The sequence below is a fragment of the Dyella sp. genome (genome assembly GCF_051954575.1).
In the GTDB taxonomy this organism is placed as follows: Bacteria; Pseudomonadota; Gammaproteobacteria; order Xanthomonadales; family Rhodanobacteraceae; genus Dyella_B.
The window spans coordinates 1-17,389 of sequence record NZ_JBQCHP010000107.1; the positions used below are offsets into that span (position 1 = coordinate 1).

Below are 17,389 nucleotides of genomic sequence, written 5' to 3' on the forward strand. Positions count from 1 at the left end.
GGGCCAGGGCCAGGCGGAGAACGGCCATGTGTTGCTTATCCAGGTTGAACTGGCGCTACATGGTAGTGGATGAGCTGCCCGACAAGGGCTCGAAACAGTGCGAAACATAGGTTGGGGTGCAAACCCCGACGCTGCGCCACACATCACGATGTTGGCGTTTGCACCCCAACCTACAAAAAAAAGAGGCCGCGTCGCCACGGCCTCTTTGAATGACAACCGAAACTGCCGATTACTTCTTGAGCAAACCAGCCAGCGTCTTGCCCAGATCGGCCGGGGATTTCACCGTGGTGACACCCGCCTTCTCCAGCGCAGCGAACTTGGCCGCCGCCGTGCCCTTGCCACCGGAAATGATCGCGCCGGCGTGGCCCATGCGCTTGCCGGCCGGAGCCGACGCGCCCGCGATGAACGACACCACCGGCTTCTTGACGTATTCGCCGATGAATTCCGCCGCTTCTTCCTCGGCGCTGCCGCCGATTTCGCCGACCATGATGATGCCTTCGGTCTGCGGATCGTCCTGGAACAGCTTCAGGCAGTCGATGAAGTTCAGGCCGTTGATCGGATCGCCGCCGATGCCGATGCAGGTGGACTGGCCCAGGCCTTCGTTGGTGGTCTGGAACACGGCTTCATAAGTGAGCGTGCCGGAGCGCGACACGATGCCGACCTTGCCCGGCTTGTGGATGTGGCCCGGCATGATGCCGATCTTGCACTCGCCCGGGGTGATGATGCCGGGGCAGTTCGGCCCGATCAGCACGGTTTCCGGATGCTGCGCCAGCACGTTCTTCACACGCAGCATGTCCAGCACCGGGATGCCTTCGGTAATCGTCACGATCACGCGCACGCCGGCGTCGATCGCTTCGAGGATGGAGTCCGCGGCGAACGGCGGCGGCACGAAGATCACCGACGCATCGGCGCCGGTTTCGTCGACCGCTTCGGCCACGCTGTTGAAGACCGGCAGGCCGATGTGCTCGCTACCACCCTTGCCCGGGGTCACGCCACCGACCACCTTGGTGCCGTAGTCGATCGCCTGTTCGGCGTGGAAGGTACCCTGCTGGCCGGTGAAGCCCTGCACGATCACCTTGGTGTTCTTGTTGACCAATACGCTCATGACTGTGTGCTCCTCACTTCGCGGCGGCCACGGCTTTCTTCGCCGCGTCGTTGAGATCGTCGGCCGGCGTGATCGCCAGGCCGGAGTTGGCCAACAGCTCGCGGCCCTTCTCCACATTGGTGCCCTGCAGGCGCACCACCACCGGAATCTTCAGGCCCACTTCCTTCACCGCGGCGATGATGCCTTCGGCGATCAGGTCGCAGCGCACGATGCCGCCGAAGATGTTCACCAGGATGGCGCGCACCTTGTCGGAGGAGAGGATCAACTTGAACGCCTCGGTGACGCGCTCCTTGGTGGCACCGCCGCCGACGTCGAGGAAGTTGGCCGGCTCGCCGCCCGCCAGCTTGATCACGTCCATGGTGGCCATGGCCAGGCCTGCACCGTTGACCATGCAGCCGATGTTGCCGTCCATGGTCACGTAGTTGAGGTTGTGCTGCACGGCGGCCGCTTCGGCGGCGTCTTCCTGCGTGAGGTCGCGCATCTTGGCCAGGTCCGGATGGCGGAACTCGGCGTTGTCGTCGGAGTTGACCTTGCCGTCGAGCGCGGCCAGGTTGCCGTCTTCGAGGATGGCGAGCGGGTTCAACTCGACCAGCGACAGGTCTTTCTCGTTGAACAGCTTGTACAGGCCCAGCATGATCTTGGTGAGCTGCGTGACCTGCTTGGGGTTCAGGTCCATCGCAAAGCCGAGCTGGCGGCACTGGTAGGGCTGCAGGCCTTCGACGAAGTCCACCACGATGGTGTGGATGTCGTCCGGCGTTTCCTTCGCCACCTGTTCGATGTCCACGCCGCCGTGCTTGGAAGCGATGAAGGTGACGGCCTTGCTGTCGCGGTCGACCAGGATCGACAGGTACAGCTCCTTGGCGATGTTGGTGGCGTCGGTCACCAGCACCAGGTTCACCGGCAGCGCACGGCCGGCGGACTGGTAGGTTTCCATGTTCTTGCCCAGCATGCCCTTGGCGGCGGCGTGCACGTCATCCAGGCTCTTGCAGAACTTCACGCCGCCGGCCTTGCCGCGACCGCCTGCGTGAATCTGTGCCTTGACCATCCATTGCGTGCCGCCCAGGTGCTTGGCGGCATCGACGGCGGCGTCGGGGGAATTGGCGACTTTGCCCGGCGGCACGGCAATGCCGTACTGCGCGAACAGCTCTTTGGCCTGGTACTCGTGGAAATTCATTCGCTACCTCGAGTGAATGGGGAAGGATCGAGCCTGCGCGGTAGCCACAGCACAGGCTTGGGAGAACGGACGGCGGTGTTACGCACTGCCGGCGCGCGTGCAGTGCGCCGTGGCCATGCCTCAACATGGGGAAAACCGCGCAATACGGCCCGGTATTTTCGCGGAAGCGAGATGGGATGGAAAGGGGCCACGCGCATGGCCGGTCCGTGTCCGCCCACTTCACCCTCCGGGAAAAGAAGGGAATGATGAGGCCATCTGCCTTACGTTATCCCTAGAGAAAGCTTTAGGATTGCGCCGAAGGGGCATGTTGCCAAAGGCGTGCATCGGAGTTCGCTTCGATGGCGCTCGATCGCACGATGGCCCTTAACGGCCCCTCCCGGTGGGGAGAGGCGTGGCAGCCACTTCTCTTCGTGAGCGTCCAAACCCGTGTCCAGCCGCGCGATCGTCGACTCGCCCAACAGCACGACCACCCGCCACGAGCTGCTGTTTCTGAACTATTTCAGGCTGGCCCAGGCGCTGGTCTACGTCGGACTGGCCTTCACCCCCTCGGGCATGGGCTGGCCGCACCTGGACAACAGCGAGCTGGCGCGGCTGGTGGCCGCCGGCTATCTGTTGTTCGCACTGGCGGTGATCTCGATCACCCACCTGACCAAGTCGCTGGGCTGGCTGGGCATCCTGGGTACCCTGCTGCTGGACATCGTCGCGGCGGTGCTGGCGATCGCGGCGATGAACGAGGCGCGCATCGGCATCGCGATGATGCTGGCGGTGAACCTGGCCGCCGGCGCGCTGCTGCTGCCTTTACGATTGGCGCTGTTCCTGGCCGCCCTCGCCACCTTGGGCGTGCTGGGTCGTACCCTGTTCGCCCTGCCCCATACGCCTTCGGTCGACGACCGCGATTTCCTGGAATCGGGCCTGTTCGGCATGGCCTATTTCGCGATCGTCGTGCTGTGCAACGTGCTGGGCCGCCAATTGCGCGCCAGCGAGGCGCTGGCCGAACAGCGCAGCATCGACCTGGTCAACCTGGCGCAGGTCAACGAGCTGATCATCCGCCGCATGAAGACCGGCGTGATGCTGGTGGACGACGCCAACCGCATCCACCAGATCAACGAAGCGGCGTGGATGCTGCTGGGCAACCCTTCCTCCGACCAGCGCGACCTGGGGCGCGTGGCGCCGGAGCTGTCGCGCCGGCTATACCACTGGATCACCTCGGGCAAGCTGGATGAAACCGCTACCCAGTTGGCCGATGGCATGCCCGAAGTGGTGCCGCGCTTCAGCCGCCTGGCGCCGAACGACGATTCGCTGGTGCTGATCTTCCTGGACGACACATCGCTGGTGTCGCGTCGCGCCGAGGAGCTCACGCTCGGTTCGCTCGGCCGGTTGTCCGCCTCCATCGCGCACGAAATCAGAAACCCGCTCGCGGCCATTCGCTACTCCGCGCAGCTGCTGGCCGAATCGCACGAAATGAGCGCCACCGACCTGCGCATGGTGGAGATCATCAACAACCACTGCAGCCGTCTCAACGACATCATCGAAAACATCCTGCAGCTGTCGCGGCGCGAACGCTCGCGTCCGGAAACGCTGAACCTGGGCGAGTGGGCGCACGACTTCGTCGATGAATACAAGCTGGGCAACGACCTAGGCAACGATTCGCTGCGCGTGATCGACAACAGCGCCCAGCCGGTGATTGCCGTGGCCGACTCGCAGCAGTTGCACCAAGTGGTGTGGAACCTGGTGCAGAACGCGCTGCGCTACGGCCGCATGCCGGGCGAGCCTGCGCGCGTGCTGGTGGTGGTGCGCCATGGCGAACACGGCGTGCCCATTCTCGAGGTGATCGACCGCGGCCCGGGTATCGCGCCCAAAGTGGCGGCGCAGATCTTCGAGCCGTTCTACACCACGCACGAATACGGCACCGGGCTTGGGCTTTATCTTGCGCGGCAGATGGCCGAGGCGAACCAGGCGGCGTTGGAATACGTGCGCGTGGCCGGCGGTGGCAGCTGTTTCCGGTTGGTGTTGACGCCGCCGGTGCGGATCGAGCCGACGGCGTAGGTTGGGGTGCGAACCCTGATATATCCCCACGTTTTTTCGTTTGGTGCATATGTGCCCGAAATGCCGTCATTCCCGCGAAAGCGGGAATGACGGCCCAGTAAACTGGAAGATCATGCAAGGTGTATAGCTCGCTGATTTTATTGAAATTATCGAGCAAAAACGTGGGGATATATCAGGGTGCGAACCCCAACATCGTGTTGCATTAAGGACACTGCCGGCGCGAATTAAACGGACGACTTGAACGTCACGCGTAATTTTGCCCGGGCCTTGGTCAAAATCTCGCCCATGTGATGCATCGCTTCGTCAGCGATGTAATACGTATCCGTCTTCTCCGCTTGTACCTTCGATCGCAGGCCACGCAGAAGAAATGCCTTGCGGACCCGACGGTCGCACATCGAGTCATCGTCAATGCTGGACAGACTCTCGTTCCTTGCCATCACCATTCCTTCTCCTCAAGTAGCCCTCACCACCAACGTCGTGGCCATCGTCTGCGACTGCACCGATTGCCCCTGGATCATCGCCAGCACCTTGCGCGCGAGCAACACGCCGCCCTCCTGCCAGTTCTGCCGCACCGAGCTCAACGGCGGCAGGAAGGTGGCGCCCAGCGGGGTGTCGTCGTAGCCGATCACCGAGACATCGTTCGGCACCGACTGGCCGAGTTCGACCAGTGCGCGGATCGCGCCCATCGCCAGCAAGTCGCTGCAGGCGAAGATGGCGTCGAAACGCACCTTGCGCGCCGCCAGCGAACGCACTGCATCGACACCCGATTCCAGCGTGAAGTCCGCGCGCCGCAGCAACAGCGGCTTGATGCCGTGATGGGCGAGTTCGTCGACGAAGCCGAACAGGCGCTGCGCCATTTCCGGGTGATCGGGATTGCCGATGAACACCGGATGGCGCCGGCCGATGGAAAGAAAGCGCTCGGCCACGATGATGCCGCCCTGGCGGTTGTCGCTGCCGACCACGATGTGGTTGTCGCCGCCTTCTTCTTCCGGCGCACCCCACACCACCATCGGCAAACCCAGCTTGTCGTACAGGCGCACTGCGTCCTGGCGCGCGCCCTGTCCCAGCAGAATCAGGCCGTCGGCCGCCTGCACGGCGGCATTGGATGCGCCCTGGCGGGTGGTCAGCAACACGCTGTAGCCGGCCGAAGTGAGTTCCTGGGAAATACCGCCGAGCAGCGACAGCGGGTAAGGGTCCCACATGGTGCGCTCGGACGACGGTTTCATTTCCACGATCACCGCCACCGTGTGGCTGCGACGCAGGCGCAAGTTGCGGGCGCTGACGTTTAACTTGTAGCCATGCTTGCGCGCCAGCGCCTGCACCCGCTCGCGGGTTTGCGCATTGACCAAAGGGCTTTCGCTCAAGGCGCGCGATACGGTGATCTTGGATACCCCCGCCAGCTCGGCCAGGTCCGCCATGGTGAGGCTGGGACGTTGCGCAAGAGGTTGTTTCTTCTTGGCCTGCGTCAAGCGGAACCCCTTATCCGGTGCGTGGGTGCGGTGATCGTTACGGCCGCGCAAGTGTGCCCGAGTACTGCCTGTTCCTCCAATGCAGCCGCCGGACCGACCACATTTTCCCCACGCGAACGAGCGCAGTATGGTGCGCCGCAACGATGATATCGATATCTTGATATCGATATCACTCAATCTTATCCTCGCCCACCACAGGCCGGCCGGCCGATGAGAAGACCAACCAGAAAATGCCCAGGGGAGAATGCGTGCACAGCCACGATGCGCAAGCCATAGCCATGGAGCCGGCCGTCCAGGCATCCCCCGATCCCTGGCGCCTGGTGCATTCGCGGCGCCCGCTGGGGTTCGAGCTGGCCAAGCTGGAAAGCCTGTACGCGCTCGCCAACGGCACGCTCGGCGTACGCGGCGGGTTGGAGGAAGACCGCAGCCCCAGCCAGGGCAGCTTCCTGACTGGTGTGTGGGAACGTACGCCGATCGAATATCACGAGCGCTTTCCCGGCTTCGCCCGCAGCACCGATACCCGCATTCCGGTACCCGATGGCATACGCATCGGCCTGCGCCTGGACGATGCGCCGGTGCATCTGCGCGAAGGCGAGTGGCTGGCCTTCGAACAGGCGTTGGATCTGCGCAGCGGCTGCCTGGAACGCACGCTACGCTGGCGCTCGCCGGCTGGCGCCACTTTGCAGATCGACGCCGAGCGCATCGTCCCGCTGCATGCCCCCAACCTCTTGTGCATCCGCTACCGCGTCACTTCGGTGGACTACAGCGGGCCGCTTACCCTGGAATCGGCGCTGGTCGCCAGCATCGGCGCCGCCGAGCAGGGCGACGACCCCCGCATCGGCGCACGCATCAAGGGCGGCTTGAGCATTACGGCCTCCGATGCCGATCGCACCCTGGCCTCGATCTGCCAGCGCACGCAGAACAGCCATATTCGCCTGGCCAGCGGCCAACGGCATCGGCTTACGCAATCGAACCTGGTGTTCGCCCGCGCAGTGATCGAAGACAGCGAAGGCGTGCAGCAGCACTACGTGGCGAACCTGCATCCGGGCGACAGCGTAGTGCTGGAAAAATTCGTCGCCTATGCCTGCAGCCGGCCCGAAGGTGGCGACACCGAAGCATCCTTGCTGGACGCCGTCGCCACCACGCTGGAACACGCGCTGACGGTGGATTTCGACACCCATCGCGCCGAGCAGGCGCGTTCGCTGGCGAAATTCTGGCAGGCGGTGGATCTGGAAATCCACGGCGATGCGGCGATCGAACAGGCGCTGCGTTTGAACCTGTTCCACCTGCTGCAATCCACGCCGCGCGACGGCAGCGGCAGCGCGGCGGCCAAAGGCCTCACCGGCGAAGGCTACGAAGGCCATTATTTCTGGGACGCGGAAGCCTTCATCCTGCCCGTGCTCGCCTTCACCTCTCCCGAGCGTGCGCGCAGCATGCTCGAGTACCGCGTGAACACGCTCGATCGCGCACGCAATCACGCTCGCGAAATGAATCATCCGACCGGCGCGCTGTATGCGTGGCGCACGATCAGCGGCGAGGAATGCTCGGCGTATTTCCCCTCCGGCTCCGCGCAATACCACATCAATGCGGCGATTGCGTTCGCGATCCGCCTGTATGTGGAATCGTCCGGCGATGTGGATTTTCTCGTGCGCGGCGGCGCCGAAGTGCTGTTCGAAACCGCGCGCCTGTGGCACAACGTGGGCAACTACAACCCGCGTCGCGGCCATGCCTTCTGCATTTGCCAGGTGACCGGGCCGGACGAATACACCGCGCTGGTCGACAACAATTACTACACCAACCACATGGCGCAGCAGCATCTTCGCTACGCCGCATCGGTAGCTTCGCAACTGGGACGCGAGCGGCCGCAGGAGTATGCGCGCATCGCGGCGATGCTCGAGCTGTCCGACAGGGAAATTGCTGCGTGGCTGGCAGCGGCCGATGCGATGTATCTGCCAGTCGATCCGGAGCTCGGCATCTTTCCGCAGGACGATGATTTCCTCGACAAGCCGCGCCTGCCGATCGCGCGGCCAAGCGAACACGGCCATCGCCCGCTGCTGCTGCAATTGCATCCGCTGACCATCTATCGCCACCAGGTATGCAAGCAGGCCGACGTGCTGCAGGCCTTCGTGTTGGCCGGCAACACCTTCGATATGGAAAGCAAGCGGCGCAACTTCGATTACTACGAAGGCGTCACCGTCCACGACTCCACGCTATCGGCATCCACCTTCAGCATCGTCGCATCGGACGTGGGTTACGCACAGAAAGCGTACGGCTACTTTCTCGATACGCTGCGCGTGGATATCGACAACCTGCACGGCAACACCTCGCACGGCGTGCATATGGCGGCCATGGCTGGCAGCTGGTTGTCGCTGGCCTGGGGGTTCGGCGGCATGCGCGTGGTGGATGGCCGCCCTGCGTTCGCGCCGACCTTGCCTCCGACATGGAGCAGCTATCGTTTCGGCGTGCGCTGGCGCGATCACCATATTCGCGTCGTAGTAAAAAAGGATCGCGTGGAATACGCGCTCACCGAAGGCGCGCAGCTGGAGATATTCCATCGCGGCAAGACTGTGGTGTTGCATGCCGGCCACACGGTGAAGCTGCCCTTGCACGCGCCAGCGCACCCATCGGTAAAAGGTGTGGTGTTCGATCTCGATGGTGTCATCGCCGATACCGCTGTGGTGCATCACGCCGCGTGGAAACGCCTGGCGGGCGATATCGGCATCGCGTTCGATGAATCGATCGGCGAACGGATCAAGGGCGTGGACCGGCGCGGTTCGCTCGACATCTTGCTCGAGCGCGCCAACCGCACCTATTCCGAGGACGAAAAAGAAGCCCTCGCCTCGCGCAAGAACGACTATTACCGGCAGCAGATCGAAAGCTTCGGTCCGCACAACCTTTTGCCGGGCGCACGCAACGCCGTCGAATCGGTACGTCGCGCCGGCCTGAAGACCGCGCTGGCTTCGGCCAGCCGCAATGCACCGCTTTTGCTGGAAAGACTCGGCATCGCCGACTTGTTCGACTACGTGGTGGACGCCAACCACATCGGTCGCGCCAAGCCCGATCCGGAGATTTTCCTGGCCGCCGCGCGCGGCCTCGGCTTGGAGCCGAGCGAATGTATCGGCGTGGAAGACGCCGCGGCAGGGATCGCCAGCATCCATGCTGCGGGAATGAAAGCTGTAGGCATTGGCCAGGCGCCTGCACTGGCCGAGGCGGATCTGCTGCTGCCGAACGTCGCCGCGTTCGACATCAGCCTGTTTACATAAGTCGGCTAACAACAGGCACGACGACACGTCGCGCCATCACAATCAAAATAGTTGGGGAGAACGTTCGATGAAGACCAAGCCACTCACACGCGTAGCGTTATCGGCGGCCATCGCGGCCACGCTCATGTCCGGCGCCGTTTATGCGCAAGACAACGGTCAGACCCAGAATTCCACGACAGCGCCCACCACCGCCGCGGTGAAAGCCAGCCCCGGTGCACAGCAGAACGCCAACGCCAAAAATGCCCAGACCCTGCAACAAGTGGTGGTGACCGGCACCGCGAGCTTCGGCGGTATCAAGAAGATCGACGCCAGCTATTCGATCACGTCCATGACCGCGCAACAGATCAAGGAAGCCAATCCCAAGAGCGCGGCCGACCTGCTGAAAGCCTCCCCTGGCGTGTATCCGGAATCCTCCGGCGGCCAGACCGGTGCGAACATCGAAGTGGCCGGCTTCCCAGGCGGCGGCGATGCACCGTATGCGACGTATCAGTTGAACGGCACGCCGCTGTATCCGATGTCGACGTTGTCGTTCATGGAAAACTCCTCGATGTTCCGCCTTGACGACACCATCGATCGCGCGGAAATCGTCCAGGGCGGCCCGTCGGTGCTGTACGGCAATGGCCAGCCTGGCGTCACGGCCAACTTCATCCTGCGCGAAGGCACGGATGTGCCCTCCGGCGACATCGGCTTCACCTACGGCTCCGAAGGCATGTATCGCCTGGACGGCTTCATCGGCTTCAAGGTCGCCAACAACTGGTATGGCAGCATCGGCGGCTTCTGGCGTCGCTCCGATGGCGTGCGCAATCCGCAATTCCCCGCCGACAACGGCGGCCAGCTCACCGCCACGCTGACACGTGACTGGGACAGCGGCTCGCTGATGTTCTATGCGCGCGCGTTGAAGGATCACAACCAGTTCGTCACCGACACGCCCATTCTCAACCCAGGCGCGGGCAGCTTCTCCAACTACCCGGGATTCGATGCGCTCACCGGCACCTTCGGCAGCAAGGCCGACCAGCGCGAATTCATCGAGACCACACCTTGCACCACGCCGGGTTGCCGGCCGGGCGGCGTGGATGTGAACCTGGCCAAGGGCCGCGGTGCGGACATCCGCCTGTTCGGCGCCAACTTCGACTGGGATTTCGGCAACGGCTGGGCGATTTCCAACAAGCTGGGTTTCACCAGCGGCGAGATGAATACGGTTTCGTTCTTCAGCACTGGCGACAATCCCACCACCCTTGCCGATTACATCGCCAATGCGCAAGCCGGCAATGCAAGCCTTGCCGGAACGACCGCCACGGCCACTTATACCAATGGCCAGGCGGCCGACATGAACCAGAACGTGACCACGCAGGGCTTGTGGTACGTGCATAAAGACATCAAAGCGATCAGCAACGAATTCCATGTCAGCAAAGAGCTGTTCGAGGGCAATACCCTGACCCTCGGCAATTACAGCGCCGTTTACAGCGACCACGACACCTGGTACCTCGGCAACAACATGCTGCTGCAGGCGCAAAACAACCCCAACCCGGTCGTGGTCGACCTGAGCAACGGCGTCAACACCTGGCAACTTACCGATCCGCAAGGCTTCACCAGCGGACCGTCGTTTGCGCTGAAGGAACGGTGGAACGCCTTCAATACCGCGTTTTTCGCCACCGATAGCTGGAAGATCGGCAACTGGCTGATCGACGGCGGCATCCGCGTGGAACGGCAACAGGCAAGCGGCGGGCTCTCCCAGAACACGAAGGGCGACCTGGATAACAACCCCTACACCCTTTACAACAACAGTTCGAGCTATCTCATACCCGGGCTGACGTATCAGCGTTACCTGAAAACCGCGAAGTCCTGGACGCTTGGCGCCAACTACGAGTTCAACTCGAACTTCAGTGCCTATGTGCGCGCCAACCTGGGTATTCACTTCCCTGGTTTCGACGATCTGCGCGGCCTGCCCTCCACGCCGGTGCAGAAGGTCAAGAACTATGAAATCGGCGTCAAATACCAGGCCGACTGGATCTATGCGGACGTAAGCGCCTACCGTCGCCTGTTCTACAACGTGCCGTACACCATTACCCTGGGCAACGGCACGCAACAGAGCTTCGTGTACGGATCGCAGACCAAGGGTGTCAATTTCACGACCACCGTCAAGCCGTTCGAACATGCCGCCATTACCTTCTCCGGTGATTACATGGACGGCCACTACAACCGCTATATCGGCTGCGTGTCCTACACCGCACAGGACGGAAGTGCACAGTGCACCAGCATCAACGGCATGCAGTTGCAGCGCCAGCCGAAGTTCCAGTTCCGCCTGACACCTTCGTACGATATGCCGATGGGTTGGGGTGACATAAAGGCGTGGATCACTTACGAGCACATCGGCAATCGCTACGGCGATCTGATCCAGCAGCAGCCGTTGGGCAATTACTACGATCTGAGCTTCGGCGTGCAGGCCAACGTGGGCCAGCATTGGGTATACAGCGTGCAAGGCACCAACTTGACCAACCAGATCGGCATCACCGAAGGCAACTCCCGCCTGTTCGGCTTCGCCAGCGGCGGCGGCGTGATCCTGGCGCGCTCGATCGAAGGCCGCGAGGTGCAGGGACAGATCAAGTACAACTTCTGATGTCCTTTGGCTCCCTCTCCCGTTCGGGAAGAGGGAGTTCTTGAATCAAGCATTCGCCCCTCCCCTCCTTGGGCACCCATGGCCGGGCGCTGAATCCGGCCATGGACTTTCCACTCACGACACGTTGTAGAGTTCGTTCGTCTGTGCCGCCGCGGCGGGTCTTTCGGCCACGCACGGGTACGGCGCTTACGGCGGGTGAGAGGGTTTTGTTGGCCATCAATTCGTCACCAGGCAGGTCGCCATGAACCGATTCCGCATGATCGCCGCGCTCGCCCTGATCTACATGGTCTTCGCGATACTGCTCAACAGCGTCGGCACGGTCATCCTGCAATCGATCTATACCTTCGGCGTCGACAAGCCACAGGCAAGCCTGCTGGAGTTCTTCAAGGATCTGCCGATTGCGGTCACCTCCTTCCTGGTTGCTTCATTTCTTCCCCTGCTCGGGTTTCGGCGCGCGATGATGATCGCGCTGGGCATCGTTGCCAGCGCCTGCGTGCTGATGCCGCTGTATCCAGGCTTCCGTACCACGGAGCTCTTATTTACCTGCGTTGGCGTGTCGTTCGCGCTGACCAAGGTGGCGGTGTATGCCTCGATCGGCCTGCTTACCAGCGATCGCAGCGAGCATGGACGGCTCACCAATACCATCGAAGGCCTGTTCATGATCGGCGTACTGCTGGGCGGCTGGCTGTTCAGCGCCTTCGTCGACCACGAACATCCCGCCAATCCATCCTGGCTCAACGTGTACTGGGTGCTAGCCGCGATCTGCGTGCTGGTGATCGTACTGTTGGCCATTTCGCGCCTGGACGAATCGGCGGCGCGCACGATCGCTACCAAATCGATGCGCGGTTCGCTGCTGGAAATGCTGCATCTGTTCCTGCGTCCGCTGGTGTATGTGTTTCTTGCTTCCGCGTTTCTCTACGTGCTGATCGAGCAGAGCTTCAGCACCTGGCTGCCGACCTTCAACAACGAGATCCTCAAGCTGCCCAACGCGATGAGTATCCAGCTCGCCACCATCCTCGCCGGCGCGTCGGCGGTGGGCCGCATCGTCGCCGGGCAACTGCTGCGCCGCATGCGCTGGTACGCGCTGCTGAATATCTGCGTGCTAGGCATGGGCCTGCTGGTGATGCTTACACTGCCGCTGGCGCAGGGCGTGGTGGCGCGTGCAAACGTCGGCTGGATGAATGCGCCGGCCGCCGCGTACCTGATTCCGTTGATCGGCTTGCTGATGGCGCCAATCTATCCGGTGATCAATTCGGTGGCGCTCAGTTCGCTGCCCAAGCCGGCGCACGCGGCAATGACCGGCCTGATCGTGATCTTCTCCGCGCTCGGCGGCACGCTCGGTTCGCGCATCACCGCGATCGTGTTTTCACGCTTCGACGGCATCCATGCGTTTTATTTTTCGCTGGTGCCGATGTTGCTGATCCTGGTGACGCTGTTCTTCTTCAAGCGCGAAACCGATCGTGCCGGCACAGCGACGATCACCATCACGCTGGCCGGCAAATAGACCCAGGCACGCCCCGCTTCCCCGCTGGAGTTTCCATGAGCTTTCGCCATCTTGGCCTTTCCGGTTTGCTGTTCGCGGCGCTGGCTGCCGCCTCCGCCGCGCAAGCCGCGAGCGACCCGAGTTTCACGCTCACCGCCACCGCCGACAACTTCGGTAGTTATTTTCCCAGTTACCTCGCCAACGGTTATTTCTCGACCATGACCTCGCCGCGCGGCACCGAGCCCACGCGTGCGTACATGGTCGCCTTCATGGACTACGACAAGAGCGATGTCTCGCGCCCCGCCGCCATTCCCGGCTGGAGCGAAGTCGACTACAACCCGGGCGGCGGCTGGATCAACGCCACGCGCCTGGACAAGAAGATCTTCGCCGGCTACGCGCAGACGCTCGACATGTACGATGGCACGCTGACCACACGCTATCGCTTCGACTACGCGAACAAGTCTACCGATGTGAAGGTCACCACCTTCGTCAGCCAGGCCGACAACCATCTCGCCGCCACGCAGTTTTCCATCACACCGCATTTCGACGGCGGCGTTGAACTCACCTTTCCGATCCGCCTATGGTCCCAATACCAGCCACGCCTGCCGATCGGCAGCATGACCGGCGATGAGATGATCGCCGCCGTGATCGCCAGCGGACAGAACCTCGGCAACAAACCGATACCGACACCCGACCGTGCAGCCGTGTGGTACCCGGGCTACACGCAAGTGCTCTCCAGCGACGGCGACACCAAGACGCTGACGCTATGGTTGAACGGCCGCGCCAAAGAAGGCTTGAACATGGCCGAAGCCGCTGCGATCGATCTGCCCAAGACGCTGGATATCCAGAGCGTAAAGCTGGAGAAGACATCGAACCTTCTGTCGCTGCACGTCACGGCGAAAGTCAAGCAGGGCAATACGTACACCTTCACCAAGTACCTCGCCGCATCTCGCCAGGATTGGGGTGGCGATGCGCAGGCCGACGTGGCGTTGGCCAAGCAGGCGCGCGCCACCGGTTTCGATGATCTGCTTTCGCGCCATCAGGCCGCGTGGCATGAGCTGTGGAAATCCGACATCGTGGTGGACGGCGATCCGGCCGTGCAGAAAGCTGTGCACTCCGATCTGTATTACCTGCTCTCCAATAGCACCGTCGGCACCGCCTGGCCGATGGGCGCCTGCGCACTGACGCCCAACTATGCCGGCCACGCCTTCTGGGACAGCGACTCGTGGGTGTTCCCTGCCTTGTTGCTGCTGCATCCGGAACGCGCCAAGCCGATCGTGATGTTCCGCCATCGCACCATGCAGCCGGCACGCGAGCGCGCGATCCAATACGGCGCGAAAGGCACCATGTACCCGTGGGAATCCGATCCGCAGACCGGCGTGGACAACACGCCGCACTTCGCCTACGACGTATATCGCGAGATCCACGTCAACGCCGACATCGCGATCGCGCAATGGCAGTACTACCTGGCCAGCGGCGACGATGCATGGCTCAAGCAGTATGGCTGGCCGGTGATCCGCGAGATCGCGCAGTTCTGGGCCAGCCGCGTCACCTACAACAAGGCCGCGGATCGTTACGAAATCATGCACGTCACCTCGCCGGATGAGGCATACGACGACGTGCCAAACGATTCGTTCACCAACGCCGCCGCGCGCAAGGCGCTCGAGATCGCGATCGAAGCGGCACAAAAAGTGGGCGAACCCGCCGATCAGCAGTGGTCGACGATCGCCAGCAAGATGTATGTCCCGTTCCTCGACAAGGAACAGCGTCATCTGGATTTCGATGAATCCGTGCCGCACGACAAGATCACCTGGATGGGTTCGTCGCTCGCGTGGCTGATGTATCCGAACCTCGACCTGCCCATGTCCGAAACGGTGCGCCGCAATGATTTCGACTTCCAGTTGCACGAACTGAAAATACACGGCGACGACCCGAACGAGATGATGATGGTGATGCTCGCCGTGGGCGCGTCGGAACTCGGCGACGCAAAATCCGCCGGCGACTGGATCGAACGCAATCTGGTCGGCTTTCTGAAACCGCCGTTCAATGTGCGCACCGAGACGGTGGCGAACAATGCGGGCTATATCCTCGCCACCTCGGCCGGATTTCTGCAGAGCATGATTTATGGCCTGACCGGTTTGCGCATCGATGACAAAGGGCTCGATGCGGCGTATGCGCCGACGTTGCCGCCCAATTGGAAGTCCCTGACCCTGAAGCGGGTGAATTTTCAGGGCAAGCAGTACGACATCACCGTGGAGCGCGATACGCAAGGAAAAGCCGCACTGGTTCGCAAGGTTTTGCAATGATGATCCCCTGCCTGCCGGGCGCGCGCTGAGACGCCACCATCACGCGCCATATTCTTTGATTTACGCCATTGGCTTGCGGCTGATGGCCCTGAGTGGGGATTCGCATGAACAACGAAGCAAACACCACATCGCAACGTCCAGACACCCCTCACCGTCATTCCGGCGAACGCCGGAATGACGGAAAAGAACGATTCAGCAACATGAAAGCCACGTGTCTTTCATTACTGCTGGCCACCTTCATTGCCACCGCCTCCGCCGCCCAGCCCGACCCGGCCAAGACCCGCGCCTACATCGACAAGGCCTGGAGCACGCTCACGCGTTCGCAGGACGAATGCAAATCGCTGGTCGATCCGAAGATTAAGACGCGCCCGGTGATGTATATACCCGCGCAATTCACCGCACCGAAGGATCTGCTGCAAGCACAGAAGCGCTGCAATATCGACGTGCACACCTTGCCGCGCAGCATCGAGCAGCTTGGTGACGTGGACGCCCACGCGCTGCCGGTGCAGGGGTTGCTCTATCTTCCACATCCTTATGTGGTGCCGGGCGGTTTCTTCAATGAAATGTACGGCTGGGACAGCTATTTCATCCTGCTGGGCCTGGTCGCCGACCATCGCATCGAGCTGGCGCGCAACATGGTCGACAACGCGCTGTTCGAAGTGCAGTACTACGGTGGCGTGTTGAACGCGAACCGCACCTATTATCTCAGCCGGTCGCAGCCACCGTTCCTCACGCAGATGATGGTGTCGGTACTGAATGATCCGACCGCGTTCCACAGCGCCGACGAAAAACGCGCCTGGCTCGAAGCGGCGTATCCGCTCGCCGTACGCAATCACGACATCTGGGTGCGTCCGGAACATCTGGCCGGCAATACGGGCCTGGCGCGCTACTATGATTTCGGCAGCGGGCCAGTACTGGAAGCGCAGACCAGCGAGTATTACCGCGGCGTGATCAAGTGGCTGCTTGCGCATCCGAATGACAATCCCGGCTATCTGCTCAAGGCACCGGAGCACCCGGACGCAGCCGAAACCGAACGCCTGAAAACGGCGAGCTGCGATACTCAGGCTTCCAAGGTATGCGCCGGCAACTGGCTGGGCGGTTTTCGCCTGACCGCCGACTATTACCATGGCGATCGCGCGATGCGCGAATCGGGCTTCGATACCAATTTCCATTACGGCCCGTTCGGCGGTTCCACCCATCACTATGCGGACGTGAGCTTGAACAGCCTGCTGTATCGCTATGAGCTGGACCTGCACGATTTCGCGCAGCAGCTGGGCAAGGCCGCCGATGCCGAACGCTGGGCGCAGGCCGCGGCGGCGCGCAAGCAGGCGATGGACAAATACCTGTGGCGTCCGGAATTCGGCATGTACCGCGATTACGATTTCGTCGCCGGCAAGCCATCCGATTCACCCTACCTCACCACGTTCTATCCGCTGTGGGCTGGCGCGGCGTCAGTGCAGCAAGCCGCCTCGGTGCGCGGCAAGCTTTCCATCTTCGAACTGGCCGGCGGGCTCGCCATGGACAACAAGCCCAGCGGTGCGCAATGGGATGCGCCGTTCGGTTGGGCGCCGACCAACTGGCTCGCCGTCGCCGGTCTCGACAAATACGGCTTTCATGACGATGCGCATCGCATCGCCGCCAAGTTCAACGCAACGATCGATCGTGGCATCGCCGAGGACGGCACCATCCGCGAAAAATACAATATGGCCAGCGGCAATGCCGACGTGAAGATAAGCGCGGGCTACACCGCCAACGTGATCGGCTTTGGCTGGACCAATGGCGTGTATTTGATGATGGAGGAATTATTGAGCGGCGCGAAGGCGAAGGCTGCTGTCGCGCAGTGAACGAATGTCGGGGTCAAACCGCGACATTCACGCACGGTCATGTTGGGGTTTGCACCCCAACCTACGTTGATGCCAATGGGGA

Annotated in this window: 10 protein-coding genes; 6 read left to right on the forward strand and 4 right to left on the reverse strand. The window is 62.2% G+C overall.

What is annotated here, in order from left to right:
• Window positions 1-229: 229 nt before the first annotated feature.
• On the reverse strand, window positions 230-1,105 hold the full coding sequence (gene sucD / locus ACTHNE_RS14365) for a succinate--CoA ligase subunit alpha (RefSeq protein WP_284331928.1): 876 nt from the start codon (window positions 1,103-1,105) through the stop codon (window positions 230-232).
• Window positions 1,106-1,118: 13 nt separating this feature from the next.
• Complete coding sequence (sucC, locus tag ACTHNE_RS14370; RefSeq protein WP_324937863.1) at window positions 1,119-2,279, reverse strand: ADP-forming succinate--CoA ligase subunit beta; 1,161 nt, start codon at window positions 2,277-2,279, stop codon at window positions 1,119-1,121.
• A 426-nt stretch (window positions 2,280-2,705) separates the two neighbouring features.
• Between sucC and ACTHNE_RS14375 the strand changes: the two genes are divergently transcribed.
• Window positions 2,706-4,325 (forward strand): sensor histidine kinase, encoded by a 1,620-nt coding sequence (locus tag ACTHNE_RS14375; protein ID WP_324937861.1) that lies wholly within the window; start codon window positions 2,706-2,708, stop codon window positions 4,323-4,325.
• A gap of 224 nt (window positions 4,326-4,549) precedes the next feature.
• Here the strand turns inward: ACTHNE_RS14375 and ACTHNE_RS14380 are convergent, their stop codons facing one another.
• Together ACTHNE_RS14380 and ACTHNE_RS14385 are read right to left on the reverse strand one after the other, a co-directional pair.
• Window positions 4,550-4,762 (reverse strand): hypothetical protein, encoded by a 213-nt coding sequence (locus ACTHNE_RS14380; protein WP_324937859.1) that lies wholly within the window; start codon window positions 4,760-4,762, stop codon window positions 4,550-4,552.
• 15 nt (window positions 4,763-4,777) lie between these two features.
• Complete coding sequence (locus ACTHNE_RS14385; protein ID WP_440269648.1) at window positions 4,778-5,743, reverse strand: LacI family DNA-binding transcriptional regulator; 966 nt, start codon at window positions 5,741-5,743, stop codon at window positions 4,778-4,780.
• A 299-nt stretch (window positions 5,744-6,042) separates the two neighbouring features.
• Between ACTHNE_RS14385 and pgmB the strand changes: the two genes are divergently transcribed.
• The 5 genes from pgmB to ACTHNE_RS14410 all read left to right on the forward strand — a co-directional run bounded on the left by pgmB (window position 6,043) and on the right by ACTHNE_RS14410 (window position 17,307).
• Entirely contained in the window at window positions 6,043-9,057 is a 3,015-nt protein-coding gene (gene pgmB / locus ACTHNE_RS14390; protein WP_440269617.1) for a beta-phosphoglucomutase, read from the forward strand.
• Between the two features lie 67 nt (window positions 9,058-9,124).
• Window positions 9,125-11,674, forward strand: coding sequence for a TonB-dependent receptor (locus ACTHNE_RS14395; protein WP_324937855.1), 2,550 nt, complete (start codon window positions 9,125-9,127; stop codon window positions 11,672-11,674).
• Window positions 11,675-11,915: 241 nt separating this feature from the next.
• A complete protein-coding gene (locus ACTHNE_RS14400) occupies window positions 11,916-13,178 on the forward strand; it encodes an MFS transporter (protein WP_324937853.1) in 1,263 nt (420 codons plus the stop codon).
• A gap of 35 nt (window positions 13,179-13,213) precedes the next feature.
• Window positions 13,214-15,463, forward strand: coding sequence for a glycosyl hydrolase family 95 catalytic domain-containing protein (locus ACTHNE_RS14405; RefSeq protein ID WP_324937852.1), 2,250 nt, complete (start codon window positions 13,214-13,216; stop codon window positions 15,461-15,463).
• Window positions 15,464-15,663: 200 nt separating this feature from the next.
• Complete coding sequence (locus ACTHNE_RS14410; RefSeq protein WP_440269618.1) at window positions 15,664-17,307, forward strand: trehalase family glycosidase; 1,644 nt, start codon at window positions 15,664-15,666, stop codon at window positions 17,305-17,307.
• The last annotated feature ends 82 nt before the right edge of the window (window positions 17,308-17,389 follow it).

Excerpts from the sequence above, each read along its gene's own strand:
- sucD (WP_284331928.1), bottom strand. The coding sequence starts at position 1,105 with ATGAGCGTATTGGTCAACAAGAACACCAAGGTGATCGTGCAGGGCTTC.
- sucC (WP_324937863.1), bottom strand. The coding sequence starts at position 2,279 with ATGAATTTCCACGAGTACCAGGCCAAAGAGCTGTTCGCGCAGTACGGC.
- ACTHNE_RS14380 (WP_324937859.1), bottom strand. The coding sequence starts at position 4,762 with ATGGCAAGGAACGAGAGTCTGTCCAGCATTGACGATGACTCGATGTGC.
- ACTHNE_RS14385 (WP_440269648.1), bottom strand. The coding sequence starts at position 5,743 with ATGGCGGACCTGGCCGAGCTGGCGGGGGTATCCAAGATCACCGTATCG.
- ACTHNE_RS14395 (WP_324937855.1), top strand. The coding sequence starts at position 9,125 with ATGAAGACCAAGCCACTCACACGCGTAGCGTTATCGGCGGCCATCGCG.
- ACTHNE_RS14400 (WP_324937853.1), top strand. The coding sequence starts at position 11,916 with ATGAACCGATTCCGCATGATCGCCGCGCTCGCCCTGATCTACATGGTC.
- ACTHNE_RS14405 (WP_324937852.1), top strand. The coding sequence starts at position 13,214 with ATGAGCTTTCGCCATCTTGGCCTTTCCGGTTTGCTGTTCGCGGCGCTG.
- ACTHNE_RS14410 (WP_440269618.1), top strand. The coding sequence starts at position 15,664 with ATGAAAGCCACGTGTCTTTCATTACTGCTGGCCACCTTCATTGCCACC.